Genomic DNA, 22,285 nt, shown 5'->3' on the forward strand with positions numbered 1-22,285 from the left:
CACAGCGGGCTCGAAGGTCGCCGGCTCTGGCGACTGCGGCCATCGGCCTGATGGCTCCGGTATCGAGCGCCTCCAACGAGAAGAACTGGAACGAGGGATGCCGGGGCTACTGGTACTCCACGTCCGGCCACGGCTACTGCTACGACGCAACGAACTTCCCGTCCTACGGGTACTGGACGACCTACGACTGCAATGCCGAGATCGATACGCAGAACTACGACAAGCTCTACAGGGGGTACGTGGGCAAGTACGACACCCACGAGTGCACGTTCAAGATCAACAAGACACATGTGGGTCTGGGTGTGTAACCAACCAGCACTATGGTGGGCCCGCCGACACGGCGGGCCCACCCCGCGTTTTGGGGAATTCCGCCAATGACGACATATCCTGCCGCTCGACTGACGTCCCTCACACAAGGGTACGGCAGCCGGCGCGTCATCAAAGATCTCGACCTGTCCATCCGGCCGGGGGTCACCGGGCTGCTGGGCCCCAACGGCGCGGGCAAGACCACGCTCTTCCGGACCCTCGCCACCATCGCGCCGCCGCGGAGCGGGCGGCTGGAGCTGTTCGGCAAGCCCGTCACCGGCGAACGGCAGGCGCGGCGAGCCCGTCGTCGCATCGGTTACCTCCCGCAGGACTTCGGTTACTACCCCGCGTTCTCCGTCACGGATTTCGTCCGCTACTGCGCCTGGCTGCGTGAGGTTCCCTCCAGGAAGGCCGAGTCGGCGACCAGGGAGGCGCTCGCTGCCGTCGGGCTGGCCGACCGCGCCCGAGACCGTATGAAGTCACTGTCCGGCGGCATGCTCCGACGGGCCGGGATCGCCGCCGCCATCGTCGGGGCCCCTCCCCTGCTCCTGCTCGACGAGCCGACCGTCGGCCTCGACCCCGCGCAGCGCCTCGACTTCCGCGAGCTCATCCGCTCCCTCGCCCACGCGGGGACGGCCGTCGTCCTCAGCACGCACCTGGTGGAGGACATCGGTGCGGCCTGCGACACCGTCCTCGTGCTGAGTGACGGGCGGATAGGTCACAGCGGTACCCCGCGGCAGCTGGCGGAGCTGGCCGCGCCGGCGGCTCCGGGCGACAGTCCCCTGGAGCGCGGCTACATGACGGTGCTCGGCAGCCGCCGGCCGAACGAGGGAGCCGCGTGCTGACCGCCTACCGCATCGAGCTGCGTCGCTCACCCCTTCTGACGGCGTTCCCCGTGATGATCGCGGTGGACCTGCTGGTGCTCTTCGGGCGGTCCCGGTACTGGATCGGCGTGTGGCCCGAGGCGAGCGTGGCAGCCCAGGTCGTCACGCTGTTCCTGGGGCCCGTGCTCGCCGGCGTCTCCGCCTGGCAGGCCGGACGGTCCTCCCGCGCGGGGATGCCCGAGAGCCTGCTCGCGGCCGCCCGGCCCGGCTGGCGAATCCAGGCCGCACGGCTGGCCGCCACCCTCACGCTCGGCTTCCTCGCGTACGTGGTCGGCTGCCTGACCGCCACGGCCGTCTCATTCGGCGACGCGGGCCCCGGCTTCCTGTGGCCGTCCTACCTCCTGCTGGGCGCCTCCACCCTGATCATCTTCGCGTCCGTGGGCCATCTCGCCGGACGGTGGTGGCCCTCGGCGGCCTTCACCCCCGTCGTCTGCGCCCTGGGCTGCTTCATCAGCATGCTGGCGCTCCCGTTCAAGTTCAACGTCCTCGCGGGGCCGCCGGACCAGCACCTGCGCCCGCTGCCGGTCGCTGTGCGCCTGCTGTGCGCACTCGCCCTGGCAGCGCTGGCGGTGACGGCACCACCGCTGCGCAGGAGCGCCGAGCGCCAGATGCCCCGCCACGGAACACCCCCGCACATCCGCGGTGCCGCCATCGGATCGGCAGCAGCCACCCTCATCGCACTGGCCGCGGCACCGGCCGCCGGTGAACTGCGCGTCGAGCGCCCGGTGCCGGCGACGGCTCCGCTGTGCGAGCGCGCCGAGAGGGGCGCACCGCGGGTGTGCGTGTGGCCCGAGCACCGCAAGTACCTGCCGGAACTGACTCGCATGGCCCAGCGCCTGGGCCGGTCCGCTCAGCCCTGGCTGAAGTCACCCGACGTGTTCCACGAGTTCGGGCTGCGGCGAACCAAGTGGGGCGACCGCGGGTTCGACATCGCCGAAGGGCATGTACGTACCGCGGCGATCGCCATGGCCGACCTGGTGTTCACCACGTCGCTGGGCCGCTGCCTTCCTCCCCGGGAGGAGAGCCGCGCCCGGCGGGCCATGGACAACATCCGCCACTGGCTCGAGTACCGCTCCACGGGCCAGGACCCGGCTGTCGCCGACGAGGGACTCCACATGGAAGGTGTCTCCGCCGCCCAGCGCGAGGCGACCAGGGCCGCACGGATGCCCGAGACCGGGCAGCGGAAATGGCTCGCTCAGGAGCGCGGCCACCTTCTTCGGGACCCCTCCTGGTGCAAGCCTGATGACCGGTTCTGACCTGCTCCGGTATGCAAGAGTCCACCGGGGAGCGCCAGTCCTGGCGGGAACGGCCGCTATCGCCCTGCTCTCGGCATTCTTCGGCGGCACCCATGTAGCGCTTCCCTCCATCGGCTCCGGAGGAGTCACCACCGGCGTGCCCTTCCGGCACGAACTCCCGCTTCTGTCGGCCGTCTTCCTCACGGCGACACTCGACGGCGCCATGTCGGCACATGACGACATGGGGACATCCGCGATGCACCGGTCCCGCGTCGCGTACTGCGTCGCGCTGACACTGGTGGCTTGCGCCTTCTCCTTCAGCACCGAGGCACTCGCCGTCGGCGCACAGGCCGGAGTCGTCTTCGTCCGGTCCCTGCTGATCTGGTTCGGTCTCGCCCTGCTGTCGGTGAGGCTGCTGGGGCACCAACTCGGCTGGAGCATCCCCCTGGCTTCGGCCTTCTTCCTGATCTGGTATCCCCACAACTGGTGGGACTGGACGGCCAACCCGTCCACTGACCTCTTCAGCTGGGCTGTGGCCGCGATCGCTCTGTCCGTCGGAGTGGCCGCGACCGCGGCGACTCCCTGGCGGAGGAGAGCCTTCCTCCGCGGGCAGGGCTCGCCAAGTGGAGAGAGACCCTCACGATGAGCTGGAAACGGGTCCTCTTGTCCGTGCCGCGGACTCGGTCTCCTGGCCGGGGCGGCGGGGTGGTGTGCCAGCGGACCGGGAGGTCCGTGCGGAGGCGTCCTCGAACTCCCCGGCCCCCGACGATCCCCCGGCCCGGTGCCCGGCCGCCTACCGGGCCCGCCGGTGGAAGAAGAGCCCCCCGCACAGGGCACCGATGATGAACATCAGCAGCAGCGCAAGATAGAGCGGCATGGTGACCAGCGGGACGATCAGCCGGATCTTGACCTGCTGGGTGTTCTCGGCCATGAAGACGATCGCGAGGGCCACCAGCACCAGGACCGTGGTCCGGGCGGGGGTGAACCAGGCCCCGGCGCGGCCCCTGCCGCTCTTCCGCACTCTCGGTGCTTCCTTTGAGATCATGTGACCAGGATGGGCTCGCGGCGGCCCCGGGGGCGGAGTGGACTCGGCCGTACGGGTGAGAGAGACCCGGGCCGCTCCGGCGCCGACGTCCGCCCGGGTGGCACCCGCGGCCGGGGCGCGTGCGCTCGGCACCGGCGCCGGCGGGCGGCCGGGTTCAGAGCAGTGCCGGTTCCTCCAGCGTCAGCGTCCCCGCGTCCGCGTCCAGCACCGCCGCCGCCCCCAGCGGAATGGTCTGATGGGTGTCACCGTGCCCGAAGCCCAGTTCCTCGACCACCGGTACGCCCAGCCCGCCGAGCCGGTCCCGCAGGACCTCCCGTATCCGCTCGTACGGCCCGCAGCCCACCCATGAGCCGAGGGCGACGCCCGCGACACCGTCGAGCAGGCCGGAGCGCAGCAACTGGGTGAGGATGCGGTCGAGCCGGTAGTCCTCCTCGCCGACGTCCTCCAGGAGGAGGAGCCCGCCGCGCCCGGACGGCCGGGCGTGCTCCGTGCCCACGTCGGCGGCGATGAGGCTGGCGCAGCCGCCGAAGGTGACGCCCCGGGCGCGGCCGGGAACCATCGCGCGGGCGGTCCCGAGACCGAGCACCCGGACGGTCCCGGGCTCGAAGAGGGTGGCCCGCAGGGACTCCCGGGTGGCCTCGTCCTTGAGGAAGGCCGGGGTACCGGCCATCGGCCCGTGCAGGGTGGCGAAGCCCGCCCGCAGTGCGAACGCCTCGTGCAGCGCGGTGATGTCGCTGTATCCGACGAACACCTTGGGCCCCGCCGCCCGGATCGCCGCCCAGTCGAGCAGATCGGCCATGCGCTGCGCGCCGTAGCCGCCGCGCGCGCAGATCACGCCCGCGTACGCGGGGTCGCACCAGGCTTCCGTCAGATCCCGGGCGCGCTCCTCGTCACCGGCGGCGAGATAGCCGAGCCGGGGGCGCTCGCTCCTCACGTGCGGCATCACGACGGGGTCGAGACCCCAGCCGCGCAGCACGCCCAGGCCCTCGTCGAGGCGCTCACCGGGCACGGGCCCGCTGGGCGCGACCACGGCGACCCGGTCCCCGGGCGTGAGCCGCCGCGCCCGGGCCAGGGGGGCGAGGCTCATCGCTTCATTTCCAGGAGGGGGACGTCGGGGCGCTCGATACCGAAGGTCTGGGCGTACAGGGAGAGTTCGGCCTCCAGCGCGCGGACCATGGTGTCGGCCCTGCGGAAGCCGTGGCCCTCGCCCTCGAAGGTGAGGTACGCGTACGGGACACCGCGTCCCGCCATCCGGGCGATGAACCGTTCGCTCTGTGCCGGCGGGCAGATCACGTCGTCGAGGCCCTGGAGCAGCAGGAAGGGCGCGCTGATCCGGTCGGCGTGTTCGAGCGGTGAGCGCTCCCGGTAGCGGGCGGGGACCTCGTCGAGCGGTCCGATCAGGGAGTCCAGATACCGGGACTCGAAGTCATGGGTCCCGTCGCCGGCCCAGCCCAGCAGGTCCAGCACGGGGTAGCTGATGGTGCCGCAGGCGTAGACATCGGTGCCGGCCAGCGAGGCGGCGGTGGTCCAGCCGCCGGCGCTGCCGCCGCGGACGGCGAGGCGCGCCGGGTCGGCGGTGCCCTCGGCCGCCAGCGCGCGGGCGACGGCGGCGCAGTCCTCCACGTCCACGACGCCCCACTGTTCGCGCAGCCGTTCGCGGTACTCCTTGCCGTATCCGGTGGAGCCGCCGTAGTTGACCTCGCAGACACCGATGCCCCGGGAGGTGAAGTAGGCGATCTCCAGATCGAGGACGAGCGGGGACCGGCCGGTGGGTCCGCCGTGCGCCCAGACGACGAACGGCGGCAGCTCATGGCCGGGGGCGGCCCGGTCGGGGTTGTGGGGCGGGTAGACGTGCGCGTGGATCTCGCGGTTGTCGGGTCCGCCGAAGGTCCGGATCTGGGGCTCGGGGTAGTACACGGGGTCCACCGGGTCGTCGTGGGCCGAGCCGATGACCCGGGTGTGGCCGGTCCGGGTGTCCAGTTCGACGATCTCGTACGCGCTGCGCGGGCTGGCGGCGACGCCGATCACCCGCTCGCCGTGCACGACGAGGTCGGGCGCCCACTCCGTCCAGGGACCGGCCGCGTCGACGACCTCGCCGGTGTCCGGGTCGAGGATGCCGAGCGAGGTGGCGCCCCGGCCGTGGATCACGGCGATCGGTCCGTCCGCCAGGGGCTGGAACCACCTCAGGCCGATCTTCCACAGGGGTCCGCCGAACTCCTCGCGGCGGCCCGGGCACAGGAGGGTGCTCGCCACCACGCCGGGCACAAGGTTCTCGGGCCGGATGCGGTGCGGCTCCCACCAGTCGCCGATGTCGGAGACGAAGACCAGGGAGCCGTCCGGGGCCCACTCCACCTGGCAGATCGATTCGTCGGTGTCGCCCACGAGCGGGCGTACGCCGGTGAACGGCCCGTCCCCGGTGATCTCGCCCAGCATCACGACGGTGCCGTCCCACGGCATCTGCGGATGGTCCCAGGCGATCCAGGCGGCGTGCCGTCCGTCCGGCGAGAGCCGTGGACCGGTGGTGAACCGGTGCCGGTCGTCGGTGAGTTCCCGTACGGCCGCGCGGTCGCCCGCGGCCGAGCCGTCCAGGGGCACGGCGGCGATCACCCTGCGTACGTCGGTCGGCCGCTCCCCGGTGAACTCCTCCAGGACGCACCAGACCTCGCCGTGTTCGATCCGGATCTGCGGATCGGCCCAGCGCAGTCCGCCGCCGACGGCGGAGAGGGGGGTCAGGGGGCGCGGACGGGCGCCGGGCGTGTCCGGCTCGTACGCGTACAGCCGCTGGTCGGGGAAGTGGACGAAGACGACGACCGGGTTGCCCCGGGCGTCCGTCGCGCCCGCCCAGGGGTGTCCGCCGTACTCGACGACCCGGCTGCGGACGTTCCAGGGGGCGGGCAGGACCGGTTCCTCCGCTCCGTCGGCGCGGCGGCGGACCAGGGCCCGCCGGCCGCCCTCGGCGGGGCGCGGCGCGGTCCACCAGACCTCGTCCCCGACCAGGCCGAGGTATTCGGGCCGTCCGTCGTGCGAGGCGGCGAGCCCGGCGCCGATCGGCGACGGCCAGGTTCCGTACGCTCCCGTGGGTACCATGTCCGACTCCCCTACGCCGACCGGAGGTAGTGGTCGAGGACGTTGACGCCGAAGTGGAGGGCCTCGACCGGGACCCGCTCGTCGACTCCGTGGAACATCGCCGCGTAGTCGTAGCCCAAGGGCAGTTTCAGCGGGGAGAAACCGTAACCGGTGATGCCGAGCCGGGAGAACTGCTTGGCGTCCGTGCCGCCCGCCATGCAGTACGGGACCACGTGGCCGTCCGGGTCGAAGCGCTCGACGGCGGCGGCCAGCCCGCGGAAGGCGGGCGAGTCGACGGGGGCCTGCAGCGGCACCTGGCGGTGCTCGAACTCCCACTCCACATCGGGTCCGGTGAGCCGGTCCATGGTCTCGCGGAACTCGTCCTCCGTCCCCGGGAGCATCCGTCCGTCGATGTACGCGGTGGCATGGCCCGGGATCACGTTGATCTTGTATCCGGCGTCGAGCATGGTCGGGTTGGCGCTGTTGCGGATGGTCGGCTCGACGAGGGCGGCGGCCGGGCCGAGCGAGGCGATCAGCGCGTCCGGGTCGAAGCCTTCGGCGTACACGTCGGTGTCGATGCCGTGGAGCCGGGCCAGTTCGGCGAGGGCGGCGCGCACGGTCGGGGTCAGGCGCACCGGCCAGGAGTGGTCGCCGATCCGGGCGACGGCGGCGGCGAGCCGGCTGACCGCGTTGGCCCGGTTGACCTTGGAGCCGTGTCCGGCCCGGCCGTGGGCGGTGAGTTTCAGCCAGGCGGTGCCGCGCTCACCGGCGGCGATCGGATAGAGCCGCAGACCGTCCGCGGTGTGGAAGGTGAAGGCCCCGGACTCGCTGATGCCCTCGGTGCATCCCTCGAAGAGGCCGGGGTGCCGGTCGGCGAGGAAGCCCGAGCCGTCCTCGGCGCTGGCCTCCTCGTCGGCGGTGAAGGCGATGACGATGTCCCGGCGGGGCCGGACACCGGCGCGCGCCCAGGCCCGGACGACGGCGAGGATCATCGCGTCCATGTTCTTCATGTCGACCGCGCCCCGGCCCCAGACCACGCCGTCGCGCACCTCGCCGGAGAAGGGGTGCACCGCCCAGTCGCCGGGCTCCGCGGGGACGACGTCGAGATGGCCGTGGACGAGGAGGGCGTCGGCCGAGGGGTCGGTGCCCTCGATCCGGGCGACGACGTTGGTCCGCGCGGGGGTGCGCTCCAGCAGCACGGGGTCGAGTCCGGCGGCGGCCAGCCGCTCGGCGGTGTACTCGGCGGCGGGCCGTTCGGCGCAGTCGCCGCCGCCCCGGTTGGTGGTATCGATCCGGATCAGCTCGGAGGTGAAGGTGACCACCTCGTCGAGCGCCTGACGGTCGACGGGGGTCACCTCGCCCGGAAGCGCCGGGCCTCCGCTGGTTGTGGTCACATCAGCCATACTGCTCCTCCATCGCCGCCGAGACGATCGTCGTGACCGCTTTGAAGGTGCGAATGGTGTCGTACATGGTCTCACCGGTGTACGCGACCGTCCGCTCGCCGGTGGCCTCGACCCCGGGCACCACGGTGGCGGCGGCCCCGAGATGGTCGGCGTCGAACTCCAGCTCGACGGTGAACGGGCCGCCCCTGACCGGGTCGTGCCGGACGGCGAGCCCGGCCGCCTTCCCGGCCGCGGCCCGGATGTCGGCGGCGGTGCGGGCGGGGGTGCGGCACACCGCCGCGTACCGCGAGACGTGGTCCTTCACCGCGACCTTGCGGGCCTCGGGCGCATAGCGCTCCGCGTCCGCGCAGGTGAGGTCGTCCCCGGTGACGAGTACCACCGGAACGCCGTACTCCGCGACCACGTGGGCGTTCAGCAGGCCCTCGCTCGCGCGCTCGCCGTTCAGCCGGACGGTGGTGATCGCGTTGGCGAGGTAGGTGTGGGCGAGCACTCCCTCGCTGCCCGCTCCCGTGTGGTATCCGACGAAGGCGATGCCGTCGACGTCGCCGTGCTGCACACCCTCCACCATGGCGAGCGGCTTGTGGCGCCCGGTGAGCATCTCCACGCGCTCGTCCAGGTGTTCCAGGAGCAGGTTGCGCTGGGTCCAGTGCGCCTCGTTGATGAGTACCTCGTCGGCGCCGCCGTCGAAGAAGCCGAGCGCCGCCGCGTTCACGTCGGAGGTGAACATGCTTCTGCAGCGCTCCCACTGAGGGGTGCCCGGCAGCACGTCCGCCGGCCAGGTGACTCCGGTCGCGCCCTCCATGTCGGCGCTGATGAGGATTTTCATAGCTCACTCTAACCCTGCCCGATCCCGGTGAACCTCCCCAGGTCAGAGCGGGGACGGCGCCTGCCGGGCGGCTCGCGCCACGTACGTTCCGGCGGCGGACCGCCGCCGGGACGCAGGCGGCGCGGAAGGGTTCCGGGGTGACGAGGCCCGCCCGGAAGACCCGTGTGCCGACGGGGCCGTCCGTGGCCGGTGTCCCCCGGGGCGGGGAACCCCGGGGGCGCGGCACGACGAGCACGTCCGCCGGGCGGTGGAGTACCGGCGCCGGCGCCGAGCACGGTCCGCCCGGCCCGGCCCGTGGTCACCCCGAGGGGTGACCGTCAGGAGGGGCCCTCCAGGGGCCGGATGTGGACGCACACGTTTCCGGTGCCGCCGAGCTGAATACGCCCCCCGGGTCCCCACACCCGTCCCCGCGCGCCCCGTCACCTCTGGGCGGGAAGCCTGCTGCCGCCGGCGGCCGGGAGGTCCTGCCCGGCCAGGAGCCCGGCCTGCCGACGCCGGTAGACGGCCACGCTGCGGAGCTTGATGTCCTCGTAGCCGCGCACGGTGTCGGGCAGTTCGGCGAGCTCCTTCGCCAGCCGGAGGTCGGGCTCGCCCGTTTCGAGGACCCGCAGGAGCGTGGCGCGGTAGTCGTCGACGAGGGAGCGCTCGACGCGGCGCACCTGCGCGTACCCGAAGAGGTCCAGCCGGGTGCCGCGTACACCGCGCATCGCGTGCAGGATCCGGAACACCGGGCGGGCCCATGGGCCGAGCCCGATCTTGCGCCGCACGCCGAGGGCCCGCAGAACGGGCGGGTGGAGGCGGTGGGTGACGCGGGAGCCCGCGCCGAACTGCGACTCGATCTCCTCACGGACTCTCTCGTCGAGCGCGAGCCGGGCGACCTCGTACTCGTCCTTGTAGGCCATCAGCTTGTAGAGGTTGCGGGCGACCGCCTCGGTGACTTCGCAGGTCCCGTCATCGAGGCGGCGGATCCGCTCGACGTACCGGGCGTAGTCGCGGGCGTAGCGCTCGTTCTGATACGCGATCAGGTCAGGGACCCTGATGTCGAGGAGCCGGGCGAGCTCGCTGCCGGGCTCGGCGGCGACGAGGGACCTCACCCGGGCGGTCGCCGGGTGGGCGGGCCGCGGGGTGCGGGGACGGGCCGCCGGGACGGCGGCGGCGAGGGCGTCGGGGTCGGCGAGCAGTTGCCGGCCGCGCCGGAACGCCTGGATGTTGGCGTCCACCGCCGTGCCGTTGAGGGTGATGGCCCGCTCGATCGACTCCGCCGTCACCGGCAGGGCTCCGCTCTGGTACGCCACGCCGAGCTGGAGGACGTTGGCGTACTGGTCCGCGCCGAACAGCGTCTCGGACCGGTCCCGGGCGTCCAGGTAGTACGCGCGGGCGCTCGCCGCCCCGATGGCGTCCCTGATCCGGTCCTGGCCGGGGAAGGAGACGGCGGTGTCGACGATCATGCGGCCGGTGGGGACCTCGGTCGTGGAGACCACGGAAACGGTACGGCCGGGATCGGCGACGGCGAGGTACTTGCTCTCGGCGCCGACCAGCAGATCGCAGACGAGGTAGAGGTCGCACTCCGCGTCGGCGAGCTTCGCGGCCTGCTCCACAGTCGTGGAGGTGATCTTGACGTCGGAGACGACGGCGCCGCCCTTCTGCGCCAGGCCGGTCTGGTCGAGGGTACGGACCCGCTTGCCGTCGAGGACGGCCGCGGTGGCGATGATCTGGGCGACGGTGACGACGCCCGTGCCGCCGACCCCGGCGATCCGCAGGGTGAACTCGCCCCGGTCCGCCGCCTGTTCGCGGTCGTGCCCCTTCGGCCCGGCGGGCGCGGGCAGCTCGGCGGCGGCGAGGTCCGGCAGCGTCCGCCGCTCCTTGCGCCCGCCGGGGGTCACGGTCATGAAAGAGGGGCAGTCCCCGTCGAGGCAGGAGTAGTCCAGATTGCAGGAGGACTGGTCGATGATCGTCTTGCGGCCGAACTCGGTGGTGACGGGCTGGACCGACAGACAGTTGGACTTGGTGCCGCAGTCGCCGCAGCCCTCGCAGATGCGTTCGTTGATCACGACCCTCGTCGTGGGGGTCTCGGTCCTGCCGCGCCGGCGCTTGCGGCGCTTCTCGGCGGCGCACTCCTGGTCGTGGATGAGCACGGTGACACCCGGGATGGCGGCCAGTTCCTCCTGACTGGCGATCAGCTGGTCACGGTGGCGGACCTCGACGCCCTTGGGCAGCCGGGTCCCGCGCAGCCGTTCGGGCGCGTCGCTGGTGACGATGACCTTGCCGGCTCCCTCCAGGAGGAGCAGGGCGGCGACCTTCTCGACCGGGAGGCCGCCGACCGCCTCCTGGCCGCCGGTCATCGCCACGGCGGAGTTGTACAGCAGCTTGTAGGTGATGTTGACCCCGGCGGCGACGGCGGCCCTGACGGCGAGGCTGCCGGAGTGCGTGAAGGTGCCGTCACCGATGTTCTGGACGAAGTGGTCGTCCTCGATGAAGGGGGCCATGCCGATCCACTGGGCGCCCTCGCCGCCCATCTGGGTCATTCCGACGACGTTGCCGACCTGTTCGGGCTCCATGAACACGGCCATCGTGTGGCAGCCGATCCCCGCGCCCACCAGCGATCCCTCGGGGACCTTCGTGGAGGAGTTGTGCGGGCAGCCGGAGCAGAAGTACGGGGTCCTCGTCAGCAGCGGCAGATCGATCCGGCCGCGCCGGCGCGAGGACTCGGCGGGCGCCACCTCCCCGTACGCGGACAGCCTGCGGGCGAGGCCTGCGGCGACGGTCTCGGGGCCCAGCTCCCCGATCGCGCTGAACAGCGCCGACCCGTCGGGGCCGCGCTTTCCGTGCACACAGGGCGCGCCGGGCATTCCGTAGAGGATCTCCTTGACGGCGGCCTCGACGAAGGCGCGCTTCTCCTCCACGACGACGATCTCGCGCAGTCCGGCCGCGAACTCGCGTACGACGGTGGGCTCCACGGGGTGGATGGCGCCCAGCTTCAGCAGTCTGACCCCGAACCGGGCGAGTCCCGCCTCGTCCAGACCGAGGCCGCGCAGGGCCTGCATCACATCCAGATGGGACTTGCCCGCGGTGATGATGCCGACGCGGTCGTCCGGGGTGCTCGCGAGGATCCGGTTGACCCCGCTGACCCGCAGATACTCCTCGGCGAGCGGCAGGCGCACCGTCATCAGGCTGCGCTCCAGCGCGGCGAGCGAGCTGCCGAGCAGCTGTCCGCTGGGGCGGTGGGTGTAGGCGCGGGCGGGCATCACCGGAGGAGTCCACGTGGGGCGCACGACCGCGCTGCCGGCCGCGTCGGCGACATTGGCGACGACCTTCATGGCCGTCCACACCCCGGCCGCTCTCGACAGCTCGACCGCGTGGAACCCGAGGTCCAGGATGTCCTGGGAGTCGGCCGGATAGAAGACGGGCACGGCGAGATCGGCCAGGGCCAGTTCGGAGGCGCAGGGCACCGAGGACGACTTGGCGGCGGGGTCGTCGCCGACGAGGGCGAGCGCGCCGCCGCGGGGTGCGGTGCCGACGAGATGGGCGTGGCGCAGGGCGTCGGTCGCGCGGTCGAGTCCGGGGGCCTTCCCGTACCAGAGTCCGAGGACGCCGTCGGAGCGCAGCCGGCCCACCTCGCCCGCGAGCTGGCTTCCCATGACGGAGGTGGCGGCCAGTTCCTCGTTGAGGCCCGGCCGGAACACCACGTCGTGTGCGTCGAGCAGGGGGGTCCGGCGCAGGAGTTCCAGATCGAATCCGGCCAGCGGCGAGCCCTCGTATCCGGAGACGAACGCGGCGGTGCCGAGTCCGGTGCGCCGGTCGTGCCGGATCCGGTCGAACAGCAGCCGCACCAGGGCCTGCACCCCGGTGAGATAGATCCCGCCGTCCTCACGCAGATAGCGGTCCTCAAGGGTGAATCCGTGCGACGTCCCCGTCGGATCCGTCGGAGCATCCACTGGAGTCATGCGATCGCCTCACTCAGACCGGCCCGGCATACTGTTCAATTGGCACAGATGCTAGGAGTAGGGACCATACTTCGGTCAATGAGATGAGCGGATCACTGGGCCAATGGCCCAGCACTCATCCGGTGTCCGACACACGGAAGGGCCATCGGTACACCCATGGACGACCTCGATGTCTCACTGCTGCGGCTTCTCGTGGAGGAACCCAGGGCGGGAATGCGGGAATACGCGCGTGTCCTGGGCGTCGCCAGGGGCACCGTGCAGGCCCGGCTCACCCGGCTGGAGCGGGACGGGGTGATCGACGACTACGCCCCGAAGCTGAGCCCGGCGATGCTCGGCTACCCCGTCCTGGCACTGGTGCACCTCCATGTGGCGCAGGGCCGGCTGGAGGATGTGATCGGCTCGCTCCAGGCGCTCCCGGAGGTGCTGGAGGCGCACTCCATCGCGGGCGAGGGTGATCTTGTGTGCCGGGTGGCGGCCAAGGACAACGCCTATCTGGAGTACGTCATCCAGCAGTTGGTCAGAGTGCCGGGCGTCGTCCGCACCAAGACCGAGGTCATCCTGTCGGAGCGGGTGCGCTACCGCGTCCTGCCGCTGGTGGCCCGGCCCGGCCGGCCCGTGGCGGGGAGCTGACCGCGCGCCGCTCCCGGGCGGCTCCCGGGAGCCGTCGCCGGGGGGTGTCGCCGCCCGTCGCGGAGGCGGGGGTTCCGGTGTGCTCCCGGTGGGGCTCAGGTGTTGCGGCCCACGATCAGCCAGGTGGAGGGCAGTTCGATCCGTGAGCCGTTCTCCTCGTACTCGGTCGTCGTCAGCGGCAGATCGCCGCTCGCGAGGACGGAGAGACCCGCCGTGTGGACGAGGTCGGCCACAGCGGCGTCGGGTACGGCTCCGGGCACGACGCCGTGGCGGAAGACGGGCAGCAGCTTCGCGGGCGGGCCGGACTCCGCCTGGGCGAGCTGGGCCAGCCGGGGACCGGCCGCCTCCGCCAGCTCGACCACGAAGGCGCGCCCGTGTTCGCCGACCAGGACCGCGATCGTGTCGGCGAGCGGCTGCCGGTCCTTGGGGTCGCACTGGTGGAGGACCCCGCGCATATAGACATTGCAGTCGCCCAGTTCCCCGTGCAGCCGGGCCACCGCGTCCGGGTCCACGGCGTCGAGCTGACGGAAACGTATCTCCCCGGACGGGAGGTGCCCGCCCGGGGCACGCGCCGCCGGAGTGCCCCCGCCGGACGTCTTCTCCCGCCACTCGGCCCGCCGCTTTCGCCGCAGCTCGCTCTGGTGCTTCTCCTGCCGTCTGGCCAGCTCTATCGCGGCGGACGACAGATCGATGCCCACCACCAGGGGGAAGCGGTCGGCCAGGAACCGGGTCTGGGTGCCGTTGCCGCAGCCGAGATCCAGCAGGGGGAGCGCGGGGGCGTCGACATACGGTTCGTAGATCGCCAGATGCGGTCCGGCGGTGAGCGCCGGTTCGGTGTCCCAGAAGACCTCGCCGGGCTCACCGGTCGCCTCGTTCCAGAAGCCCTCCCAGGCCTCCCTGTAACGATGTGTGACGCTCATGACCAGCTCCCCAGGGTGAATGACATCACGTCAAGATCGGTTTATCGCGCATGAGTTGTCACGGCAAGCGGCCGGGGGCGCCCTCGGTGTGACAACCGCCGCACCGCCGTGCCGGATCCGGGCGGCGCTGCCCGGCGGCCGGTCAGCGCAGGGGGACCTCGAACCACACCGTCTTGCCCCCGGCGGTGCGGCTCGCGCCCCACTCCCGTGCCAGCGAGCCGACCACTCTCAGCCCGCGCCCGCGCTCGTCGTCCGGGCCGCAGTCCAGCAGGACCGGCAGGGTGTGGTCGTCGTCCGACACCTCGCACAGCAGTGTTCCGGAGCGTACGAGCCGCAGTTCGGCGCGGTCGCCGCCCGCGTGCCGTACGGCGTTGGCGACCACCTCGCCGACGAGCAGTTCCACGGTCGGCCCCACCGCCGCCAGGCCCCAGCGGCGCAGCTGTCCGGCGACCAGCCGCCGCGCTCTGGCGGCCTCGCCCGGTTCCAGGGACAGTTCCCAGGAGGCGACGGAGTCGGCGGGGATGCCGCCCAGGCGGGCCATCAGCAGGGCGACGTCGTCCTTGCGTCCGCCCCGGGCGCCGAGGGCGCGGATGGCGGTGTCGCAGGCGTCGTCCATGGACGCGGCCAGGTGCGCGGCGGATTCGCAGAGGGCGGCGAGCCCCAGACCGATGTCCTCGCCCCTGACCTCCACCAGCCCGTCGGTGCACATCACCAGCCGGTCACCGGGCGCCACCGGCACCCGGCGGCTCTCGAAGGGGACCTGCCCGACCCCGATCGGGGCCCCGGTCGGCAGGTCGAGCAGTTCGCCGCGGCCGTCGGCGGCACGGACCAGCACGGGCGGCAGATGGCCCGCGTTCGCGATCACCAGCTCATGGCCGATGGGGTCGTAGACCGCGTAGAGACAGGTCGCGAGATAGTTCTCGCCGAGGCGCCGGGCGAGGTCGTCGAGATGGCGCAGCAACCGCTCGGGCGGCAGATCGAGGGCCGCCATGGTCTGTACGGCGGTCCGTAACTGGCCCATCATCGCGGCCGCGTGCAGGCCGTGGCCCATCACATCGCCGACGACCAGCGCGACCCGTGAGCCGGGCAGTTCGACGGAGTCGAACCAGTCGCCGCCGACCCGGCCGCGCCGGGTGCCGGGCAGATAGCGGGTGGCCGTGTCGCACCCGGCGAATCTCGGGGTGACCTGGGGCAGCATCGAGTCCTGGAGGGTCTCGGCGACCAGCTCCTGCCGGGTGTACATCCGGGCGTTGTCGAGGACGAGCCCGGCGCGGGCCGCCAGTTCGGCCCCGGTGACCCGGTCCATGTCGTTGAAGGCCGGGCGCCGCGGGTGGCGGAGCAGGATCATGAACCCGAGGACGACATCGCGGGCCTTGAGCGGCACCACCAGCAGGGAACGGCCGTTGATCAGCGGCCTGATGTCCCGCTTCTCGAACTGCGAGGCGATGGCCGTGCCCAGCTGCTCGCTGATCCTGGGCACCAGCACGGGATCGCCGGTGGTCACGCACCGGAAGAAGGGCGTGTGCTCGGGGAACGCCATGGACTCGCCGACCGGCACCACGTCGTCCCAGCGGCCCGGTTCGTCCACATGCTCGACGGCGACCAGGTGCCACATCGTGGTGGCGTCGGGCGGACCGTCCGGGAGCGCCCCGGCGACCGGAAGCAGATCGGCGGCGGGCCTGCCCACCGCCTCCTCGCGAGTGGGGCCGAACAGCCGCCGCGCACCGGTCGACCAGTGCGACACCAGGCCGGCGCCGTCCACGACGACCACGGCAAGCGGAATCCGGCCGGACACGGCGTACTGCCGCGGCACCCTCGGCGGAACACCACTGTCCATGGGTGGGAGGCTCCTTTCCCGCGCCTGGATTCGCGGCTCGCTCCACGGTACGGCGCTCGGGACGGCGTGCGCGGGGCAACGGCTGAATAGGTCGTGCGCCCGCGTGAATCCGCTGTTCCTTCGCACTGTTGGGGGAATGATCCCGTCCGTATGCCCGGGCCGGAACCGCGTTCGAAGCGTCCGTCACCCACGGCCGCGGAACGGTGGCGACCGGCGGGTAACCTGCGGCGACGCCCGAGCGTCCCTCCGGCGCGAGGCCGACGAAGCGGAAGGTTCCCCAGGGGCCGGTGGTACGGGTGTGGACCACCCGGCCCGGATGCCCGGGGAGGGAACGCGCGCTTCCGTTGCGGGCGGGCCGGCTTCCGGCGCCTGCCGTGCGCGTGCGGCCCACGGGCCCGCCCCCGAGGCCGATGCCCCGATGCGCTCACGCGTGCGATGGGCCGATGCGTTCGGCGTACCGACGTGTGCGATGTGCGGAGGTGTGCGTTGTCCCGATGCGCCCGGGTATCGGTCCGACCGCTGTGCCCCGGCGCGTCAGGGGCGCGTTGGGCGCTCGGCTGGGGCTTTCCCGCGGCCCGTGGTGCGCGGGGCGCAGCACGACACCGCGGGGAAAGCCACTCGAAACGGTGAGTGTTACCGCGACCGCGACGGGCTCGGCGCCCTGCCGCCGGACGGGGTCATCCTTGCGGACACGGGGTCACTTCCCCCGGCCTCCGGTCACTTCTTCTCGACCTCGGCGGCCAGTTTGGCGAGCAGGGCGTCGTAGATCCGGGCCAGGCCCTTGGGGGCGAAGGTCTTCTCGAAGAATCCGCCGATGCCGCCCGCACCGGTCCAGACGGTGGTGACGACGGCCTTCGACCTGCCCTCGCCGGCGGGGGTGACCGTCCAGGTGGTGACCATGGAGGAGTTGCGGTCCTTCTCGACCAGCTGTCCGTCGGTGGGCTCGGTCACGTCGAGCAGGCAGTCACGGACCCGCTTGCTCGTGGCCTGGAGCTTCCAGTGGACGAGGGTGCCCTCGCCGTCCCCGCCCTCGCGGACCTCGTACTCGCTGAAGTGCTCCGGCAGCAGCTTCGCGCGGGAGTTCTCGTAGTCGGCCAGTGTGTCGAACACCGTCTCCGCGTCCGCAGCGATGATTCGTTCCGTCGTGGCCTCGACCTGCGCCATTGCCGTTCCTCCAGCACTCGGTTGTTCGGGGTCGGCGATAGCCAACCACCTCGGGTGCGAGGGCCCAAATCGGCGGGCGGGCGAAGCCGACGCATGGCCCATGCAGCGATCAAGGGAACATGTGTTCTATTCTGCTCCGAGAGCTACCGAGGAGGCGACCATGCGCTGGGACCATCTGGCCGAGACCCCGTCGACGCCGCAGTCCGGGGAGGCCGCGCTGTTCGGGACGTCCGCGGTGCGGACCAGGACCTTCGACGCCCCCGAGTTCCGGGGCATCACCTTCCACGAGGTCCGGGCGCGTTCGATTCTCAACCGGGTCCCCGGGGCCTCGCGGATGCCGTTCGAATGGACCGTCAACCCCTACCGGGGCTGCACCCACGCCTGCGTCTACTGCTTCGCCCGCAAGAGCCACAGCTATCTGGACCTCGACACCGGGCTCGGCTTCGACTCCCAGATCGTCGTCAAGGTCAACGCGCCCGAGCTGCTCCGCCGCCAGCTGGGGTCCCGCCGGTGGCAGGGCGCGCATGTCGCGATGGGCACCAACGTCGACTGCTACCAGAGGGCGGAGGGACGGTACCGGTTGATGCCGGGCGTCATCGCCGCCCTGCGCGACCACGCGAATCCGTTCTCCATCCTGACCAAGGGCACCCTGATCCTGCGCGATCTTGACCTGCTGCTCCAGGCGGCCGAGGTCACCGAGGTCGGCATCTCCGTCTCGGTGGGCTTCATCGACCGGGCCCTGTGGCGCACGGTCGAGCCGGGCACCCCCTCCCCCGAGCGCCGCCTCGATGCCGTCCGCACCCTCACCGGACACGGGATCGGCTGCGGGGTGCTGATGGCACCGGTGATCCCGTTCCTCGGCGACCACCCCGACCAGCTGCGCGCCACCGTCCGCGCGATAGCCGAGGCGGGGGCGACCTCCGTGACGCCGCTCGTCCTCCATCTGCGTCCCGGCGCGCGCGAGTGGTTCATGGCGTGGCTCGGCGAGCACCACCCGCATCTCGTACGGCGCTACGAGCGGCTGTACGCGGACGGGGCGTACGCGCCCACGTGGTACCAGCGCCGGATCACCCGGCGGGTCCACGAACTGGCGGCGGAGTTCGGCATCGGCCCGGCCGGCCGGGGGCTGCCGCGGCGCATCCGGCCCGAGCCGGAGCCGGAGCCGGAGCCGGCGATCCGGCTCGGGCCGGAGCCGACGCAGCTCACCCTGCTCTGACCCCGGGGCTCGACCCCCTGTGCGCCGATGCGCCGGTACTCACGGCTCCGGTGCTCAGGACGCCGGGGTCACGGGACCGGCATCGGTGCCGCCGTCGCCGGTACGGGTCCGGGCCGGGGTGCCGGTACCGGTGTCTGTTCCGCCGTCGGTGCCGGTGTCCGACCGGGGCGAGGGGCCGTCCGTGATCCAGCGGCCGGTGCCCGTGTCGTACGCGTACGAGGTCCTGCCCCCGACGCCGCTCGTACGGAACGGCCTGCCGCCGTCGTCGACGCGTACGGTGCCCGAGCGGTCGCCGCTGCTCCACTCCAGCTCCAGATACCAGTCGCAGTCGCAGCCGGCCGTGGTGGCGGTGACGAGCAGGATCTCGGGGTCCCTGGCCGAGACCCGGTAGGGGAACGCGACGGCGGGCAGGGGTCCGTTCTCGTCGTGGCCGCTCACCGAGCGGGCGATCGGGCGGGACTTGTCGAGGTTGACGTCGAACATCCGGGGAGTGAGCGATCCGCCGCAGCCGAGGCTCATCTGGTAGACGTTCCCCGGAGCCGGGGCACGCCGGGCCGCGACCCGGACGCGCAGCCCCTGGAGCACCACCGCCTCGTCGGTCCTGCCCTGCACGGTGATCCGCACCCCGGTCCTGCCGCTGTGCACCGCGCCGACGGCCCGGGCCCAGGGCGCGGCGTCGGCCTCGCCCGGCGGCGGGGGCACGGCGGCGGGAGCACGGTCGACGAGATAGCCGTGGTCGCAGCCGTTGGCCCAGACATGCTGATTGACGCGCACGGTGAACGGCGTACCGGTGCCCCGGGACTTCGGCGCTCCGGCGGACCGCGAGGGGGTCACCCCGGGAGCCCGCCGACCGCCGCCGGAACCCGGGGCCGCGGAGGGCGTGCCGGAGGGCGAAGCGCTCGGCGACGCCGGTCGCGCGGAGGCCGTTCCCCGCGCGCCGGGTGTGGGCGAGCCGGTGCCGCCCACACCCGGCTGCTGTGCGGCGGCGCGCCGGCCGTCGCCCGGCCGGAGCGGGGAGTGGTCGAACGCCACGAGCAGGACGAAGGTGAGCAGGCTCGCCACGACGCCCGCCCCGTAGGCGAGGCGCCGCCGTCGCCACGGACGGCGCGCGGTTCCGGCCGGGCGCCGTCCGGCGGGCGGGGGCTTGGCGCCGCGCCCTTCCCCCAGGACGACGGTGACTTCGGGACCGGCGCCCCCGTCCGGCGGCGGGTCGTGCGGAGAGCGGGTGGCGTCGGCGGGCCCGCCGGAGCGGGTGCTCTCCCCCGCCGCGCAGGTGCCCGTCCCCCAGGGCGCGGCGGGCTTTCCCGCGCCGTCCGCCGGGGGGCGGATCCCGCCGGAATCCCCGGCCGTGTCGTGTCCTTGAGACATGGCACCGCCGAGGGGAGCCGAAGTGTCCCGGGCGCCAGGGGTGTTCCCGGGGTGCGAGGTGCTGGTGCGGTGCGCGGCACCTGAGTGACCGGAGGGATCCGGGGCGTCCGAGGGGACCCTGGGAGCGCTCTGCGCGGCCGGGCCCGTCGCCGCCTCCTGGCGCCGGCGGCGGTCCGCGTCCGCCAGGATCCAGAGTCGGTGCAGGGCGACCAGGTCCTCGCCCCCGACACCGCACAGGCGGGCGAGGCGCTCGATGGGCGCGAACTCCATGGGGACCGTATGGCCCGAGCAGTAGCGATGGAGGGTGGACGCGCTCACCCCCACCCGGCGCGCGAGCGCGCCGTAGCTGCGGCCCGACGCCTCCCTCAGCTCGTTCAATCGCCGCGCGAACGCACCGGGCTCGGAATCTCGTGATGTGTTCACAACCGTTCCAGCTCTCCGACCGTCCCGGGGCGGCGTTCCACCCCTTCGGGTAATGCCACGTCAGCGGGGGTGGAATGGTTCCACCGTTCCACAGATGGCCGGGGTGCTTGTGTCCGCGCCGTGAGCTGCCGAAGCTGGTGATCGCTCGACCAGCCACCAAGCAACGGGGATGCCCTTCCATGAAGATGTTCCGTACCGCCGCCGTGACCGCCGCGGCCGTCGGCCTGACCGTCGCCTCCTTCGCCACGGCCCACGCCGCACCCGCTCCCAAGTTCCTCTCGGCCTCGCAGCTGCCGGCCGCGCCGACGCCCTGGACGGCGGGCCCGGTGAAGGCGGGTCTGCCCAGCGACTTCTGCACCGGGAACACCGCGCCGAAGGCGTCCAGCAAGCACCGCCTCTTCACGACCGAACTGGACGCCGGCGCCCGGCAGACGATCACGGTCGCCACCACCGAGGCCAAGGCGAAGACCCTCGTCACCAAGCTCCGCGCCTCGATCGAGAGCTGCCTCGGCCGGCTCCAGCAGCAGTACCCGGGGCTGGAGGGCGAGGCGTTCTACCACGGGCGGCTCAATGTCGAGGAGGGCGCGCACGTCTACAGCATCGACACCTCGGACCCCGAGGTCGGCTCGACGGACATCGCGCTCTACTCGGTCGGCCGTGACGGGCGGACGGTCACCGTCGTGGGCTGGGGCCAGATGGGCGACCTCGACGGCGCACCGCTCGCGGGGTTCAGGACGACCACGAAGACCGCGGTCAACAAGCTGTACTGAGCGGCGGCACGGTACAGCGGAAGACCGATACGAGTGTCCGGCAGCGGCCATTTCAGGAGGCCGGCGGGCGGACACGGGGGGAGCCGCGGGCTCCGGAGCCGGCACCTTCCTGGCCCGGAGCCCGCGGCGCTGTTCGGACCCGGTCCGGACCGGCACCCCGGGCCTGCCCGCCCGGGCGGGCGCGGGGCCGTACGGGTAGAGCGCGGGCCGGGTCCGGGAGCCGACCCGGTACGGGTGCGGGTGCGGGCCGGGTAGGGGTACGGGCCCCGGCGGCGCTTGGCACGGGTGCCTACGGCTCACTGCGCACGGGTGCGTACCGCTCACTCCGCGCCGTCCGGATGCCGCCCGGCCGCCTTCCGCCGCCGGGGACGCCCGGCCGCCCCCGGCTCAGACCGCCAGGCGGGCCAGCGCCGCGCCCGCCGCCGCCGACAGCCGGGGATGCGTCCGGGCCGACTCCAGTACGCCGGCGGCCCGTTCGTCGCCGAGCGCGCCCAGCCCCTCCACGCACGCCAGCGCGACCCGCCAGTGGGGGTCGCCGGGAGCGAGCCTGCGGCGGAGCACGGTGATCAGGGCGGGTACGGACTCGGGCGCCCGCAGCCGGGTCAGCAGCCGGACCGGCACCAGGGCGTAGGCGACGCGCAGTTCATTGGTGGCGAGCGCGGCGGCGGCGCGGGGCGTGCGGGGGTCGGCCAGTTCGGACAGCGCGTGCGCGGCGGCGACACAGCGTTCGGGGTCACGGTGGTTGAGCAGCAGCACCAGCGACTCGAAGGCCCGGCGGTCCCCGGCGCACCCCAGCCGGAACGCGGCCGTCTCCCTCGCCCACAGCGGACGTTCCCGTTCGGTGAGGACACCCGCGAGTTCCTCCCGGTCCTCCGTCGCCAGCAGCCGCTCGTACGCCGGTGAACCGCCCGACTCGCCCCGCAGACGTTCGGCCAGCGACCGGAGCTCCTCGTCCATGACGATCAGCGTATCGGCGCCCTGAAGTGCCCCGGAAGGGCCCCGGAGCGCCCCGGTGCGCGGCCGCGCGATCCAGATCACACCGGTCGAGGCCTGGCGCGCTCATTACTCACCAGTTAATCTCATGTGAGCGGGTTACCCCCGCGGCTCCCGGTGGCCTGGTGACGCAGCCACCGCGAGTGCAGTCGGTTCGGCGAACACAGTGGTGCGTGAGTCGGTCACGCACCGCGTACGGCGCGGCTCGGGACGGAGCCCGCCGGCCCAGTACCCACGACCCGCATTCGGTGCGCG

At 72.7% G+C, this 22,285-nt stretch carries 18 protein-coding genes; 7 read left to right on the forward strand and 11 right to left on the reverse strand.

Annotated features, from left to right (window positions below; genetic code table 11):
• The first annotated feature begins 50 nt into the window (after window positions 1-50).
• From ACFYT4_RS31395 to ACFYT4_RS31410, 4 genes are all read left to right on the forward strand, one after another.
• A complete protein-coding gene (locus ACFYT4_RS31395) occupies window positions 51-308 on the forward strand; it encodes a hypothetical protein (RefSeq protein WP_389276636.1) in 258 nt (85 codons plus the stop codon).
• A gap of 66 nt (window positions 309-374) precedes the next feature.
• Window positions 375-1,151 (forward strand): ATP-binding cassette domain-containing protein, encoded by a 777-nt coding sequence (locus ACFYT4_RS31400; RefSeq protein ID WP_389276639.1) that lies wholly within the window; start codon window positions 375-377, stop codon window positions 1,149-1,151.
• Window positions 1,145-2,446 (forward strand): ABC transporter permease, encoded by a 1,302-nt coding sequence (locus ACFYT4_RS31405; protein WP_389276642.1) that lies wholly within the window; start codon window positions 1,145-1,147, stop codon window positions 2,444-2,446. Before ACFYT4_RS31400 ends, ACFYT4_RS31405 begins: the two co-directional genes overlap by 7 nt.
• Window positions 2,433-3,071, forward strand: a complete 639-nt coding sequence (locus ACFYT4_RS31410) for a hypothetical protein (protein ID WP_389276645.1) — start codon at window positions 2,433-2,435, stop codon at window positions 3,069-3,071. Before ACFYT4_RS31405 ends, ACFYT4_RS31410 begins: the two co-directional genes overlap by 14 nt.
• 147 nt (window positions 3,072-3,218) lie before the next feature.
• Here the strand turns inward: ACFYT4_RS31410 and ACFYT4_RS31415 are convergent, their stop codons facing one another.
• The 6 genes from ACFYT4_RS31415 to ACFYT4_RS31440 all read right to left on the reverse strand — a co-directional run bounded on the left by ACFYT4_RS31415 (window position 3,219) and on the right by ACFYT4_RS31440 (window position 12,709).
• On the reverse strand, window positions 3,219-3,470 hold the full coding sequence (locus ACFYT4_RS31415; RefSeq protein WP_389276648.1) for a LapA family protein: 252 nt from the start codon (window positions 3,468-3,470) through the stop codon (window positions 3,219-3,221).
• 154 nt (window positions 3,471-3,624) lie between these two features.
• Window positions 3,625-4,557, reverse strand: a complete 933-nt coding sequence (locus tag ACFYT4_RS31420; RefSeq protein ID WP_389276651.1) for an LD-carboxypeptidase — start codon at window positions 4,555-4,557, stop codon at window positions 3,625-3,627.
• Window positions 4,554-6,557: a S9 family peptidase gene (locus tag ACFYT4_RS31425; protein WP_389276654.1), complete on the reverse strand. Its 2,004-nt coding sequence runs from the start codon at window positions 6,555-6,557 to the stop codon at window positions 4,554-4,556. Before ACFYT4_RS31425 ends, ACFYT4_RS31420 begins: the two co-directional genes overlap by 4 nt.
• Before the next feature lie 11 nt (window positions 6,558-6,568).
• Window positions 6,569-7,939 carry a M20/M25/M40 family metallo-hydrolase gene (locus tag ACFYT4_RS31430; protein WP_389276657.1) on the reverse strand — a complete coding sequence of 457 codons (1,371 nt, stop codon included), beginning with the start codon at window positions 7,937-7,939 and terminating at the stop codon, window positions 6,569-6,571.
• A complete protein-coding gene (locus tag ACFYT4_RS31435; protein ID WP_389276660.1) occupies window positions 7,932-8,765 on the reverse strand; it encodes a M55 family metallopeptidase in 834 nt (277 codons plus the stop codon). The genes ACFYT4_RS31430 and ACFYT4_RS31435 overlap by 8 nt, the downstream gene beginning before the upstream one ends.
• Before the next feature lie 419 nt (window positions 8,766-9,184).
• Window positions 9,185-12,709: an indolepyruvate ferredoxin oxidoreductase family protein gene (locus tag ACFYT4_RS31440; RefSeq protein ID WP_389276662.1), complete on the reverse strand. Its 3,525-nt coding sequence runs from the start codon at window positions 12,707-12,709 to the stop codon at window positions 9,185-9,187.
• A gap of 156 nt (window positions 12,710-12,865) precedes the next feature.
• On the opposite strand from ACFYT4_RS31440, the gene ACFYT4_RS31445 reads away from it, so the two are divergent.
• A complete protein-coding gene (locus ACFYT4_RS31445) occupies window positions 12,866-13,339 on the forward strand; it encodes an Lrp/AsnC family transcriptional regulator (protein ID WP_389276665.1) in 474 nt (157 codons plus the stop codon).
• Window positions 13,340-13,434: 95 nt separating this feature from the next.
• Here the strand turns inward: ACFYT4_RS31445 and ACFYT4_RS31450 are convergent, their stop codons facing one another.
• The 3 genes from ACFYT4_RS31450 to ACFYT4_RS31460 form a co-directional block, all read right to left on the reverse strand.
• A complete protein-coding gene (locus tag ACFYT4_RS31450; protein ID WP_389276668.1) occupies window positions 13,435-14,259 on the reverse strand; it encodes a class I SAM-dependent methyltransferase in 825 nt (274 codons plus the stop codon).
• 142 nt (window positions 14,260-14,401) lie between these two features.
• Window positions 14,402-16,096 carry a SpoIIE family protein phosphatase gene (locus ACFYT4_RS31455; protein ID WP_389276671.1) on the reverse strand — a complete coding sequence of 565 codons (1,695 nt, stop codon included), beginning with the start codon at window positions 16,094-16,096 and terminating at the stop codon, window positions 14,402-14,404.
• Window positions 16,097-16,813: 717 nt separating this feature from the next.
• The gene (locus tag ACFYT4_RS31460; protein WP_389276674.1) at window positions 16,814-17,260 is read right to left on the reverse strand and encodes an SRPBCC family protein; all 447 of its coding nucleotides are present in this window, start codon (window positions 17,258-17,260) and stop codon (window positions 16,814-16,816) included.
• A 160-nt stretch (window positions 17,261-17,420) separates the two neighbouring features.
• On the opposite strand from ACFYT4_RS31460, the gene ACFYT4_RS31465 reads away from it, so the two are divergent.
• A complete protein-coding gene (locus tag ACFYT4_RS31465; RefSeq protein WP_389276677.1) occupies window positions 17,421-18,476 on the forward strand; it encodes an Rv2578c family radical SAM protein in 1,056 nt (351 codons plus the stop codon).
• A 54-nt stretch (window positions 18,477-18,530) separates the two neighbouring features.
• Here the strand turns inward: ACFYT4_RS31465 and ACFYT4_RS31470 are convergent, their stop codons facing one another.
• On the reverse strand, window positions 18,531-20,267 hold the full coding sequence (locus ACFYT4_RS31470; protein ID WP_389276680.1) for a helix-turn-helix domain-containing protein: 1,737 nt from the start codon (window positions 20,265-20,267) through the stop codon (window positions 18,531-18,533).
• Between the two features lie 179 nt (window positions 20,268-20,446).
• Here ACFYT4_RS31470 and ACFYT4_RS31475 point away from each other — a divergent pair, with 179 nt between their 5' ends.
• Window positions 20,447-21,037 carry a hypothetical protein gene (locus ACFYT4_RS31475; protein WP_389276683.1) on the forward strand — a complete coding sequence of 197 codons (591 nt, stop codon included), beginning with the start codon at window positions 20,447-20,449 and terminating at the stop codon, window positions 21,035-21,037.
• A 387-nt stretch (window positions 21,038-21,424) separates the two neighbouring features.
• Here ACFYT4_RS31475 and ACFYT4_RS31480 read toward each other — a convergent pair whose 3' ends face one another.
• Window positions 21,425-21,994 carry an adenylosuccinate lyase gene (locus tag ACFYT4_RS31480; protein ID WP_389276686.1) on the reverse strand — a complete coding sequence of 190 codons (570 nt, stop codon included), beginning with the start codon at window positions 21,992-21,994 and terminating at the stop codon, window positions 21,425-21,427.
• Between the last annotated feature and the right edge of the window lie 291 nt (window positions 21,995-22,285).

Source organism: Streptomyces sp. NPDC004609, from assembly GCF_042873655.1.
GTDB lineage: Bacteria > Actinomycetota > Actinomycetes > Streptomycetales > Streptomycetaceae > Streptomyces.

Coding starts and splice junctions, on each gene's coding strand:
- ACFYT4_RS31395 (WP_389276636.1), top strand. CDS start 51: ATGGCTCCGGTATCGAGCGCCTCCAACGAGAAGAACTGGAACGAGGGA.
- ACFYT4_RS31400 (WP_389276639.1), top strand. CDS start 375: ATGACGACATATCCTGCCGCTCGACTGACGTCCCTCACACAAGGGTAC.
- ACFYT4_RS31410 (WP_389276645.1), top strand. CDS start 2,433: ATGACCGGTTCTGACCTGCTCCGGTATGCAAGAGTCCACCGGGGAGCG.
- ACFYT4_RS31415 (WP_389276648.1), bottom strand. CDS start 3,470: ATGATCTCAAAGGAAGCACCGAGAGTGCGGAAGAGCGGCAGGGGCCGC.
- ACFYT4_RS31420 (WP_389276651.1), bottom strand. CDS start 4,557: ATGAGCCTCGCCCCCCTGGCCCGGGCGCGGCGGCTCACGCCCGGGGAC.
- ACFYT4_RS31425 (WP_389276654.1), bottom strand. CDS start 6,557: ATGGTACCCACGGGAGCGTACGGAACCTGGCCGTCGCCGATCGGCGCC.
- ACFYT4_RS31430 (WP_389276657.1), bottom strand. CDS start 7,939: ATGGCTGATGTGACCACAACCAGCGGAGGCCCGGCGCTTCCGGGCGAG.
- ACFYT4_RS31435 (WP_389276660.1), bottom strand. CDS start 8,765: ATGAAAATCCTCATCAGCGCCGACATGGAGGGCGCGACCGGAGTCACC.
- ACFYT4_RS31440 (WP_389276662.1), bottom strand. CDS start 12,709: ATGACTCCAGTGGATGCTCCGACGGATCCGACGGGGACGTCGCACGGA.
- ACFYT4_RS31445 (WP_389276665.1), top strand. CDS start 12,866: ATGGACGACCTCGATGTCTCACTGCTGCGGCTTCTCGTGGAGGAACCC.
- ACFYT4_RS31450 (WP_389276668.1), bottom strand. CDS start 14,259: ATGAGCGTCACACATCGTTACAGGGAGGCCTGGGAGGGCTTCTGGAAC.
- ACFYT4_RS31455 (WP_389276671.1), bottom strand. CDS start 16,096: ATGGACAGTGGTGTTCCGCCGAGGGTGCCGCGGCAGTACGCCGTGTCC.
- ACFYT4_RS31460 (WP_389276674.1), bottom strand. CDS start 17,260: ATGGCGCAGGTCGAGGCCACGACGGAACGAATCATCGCTGCGGACGCG.
- ACFYT4_RS31465 (WP_389276677.1), top strand. CDS start 17,421: ATGCGCTGGGACCATCTGGCCGAGACCCCGTCGACGCCGCAGTCCGGG.
- ACFYT4_RS31475 (WP_389276683.1), top strand. CDS start 20,447: ATGAAGATGTTCCGTACCGCCGCCGTGACCGCCGCGGCCGTCGGCCTG.
- ACFYT4_RS31480 (WP_389276686.1), bottom strand. CDS start 21,994: ATGGACGAGGAGCTCCGGTCGCTGGCCGAACGTCTGCGGGGCGAGTCG.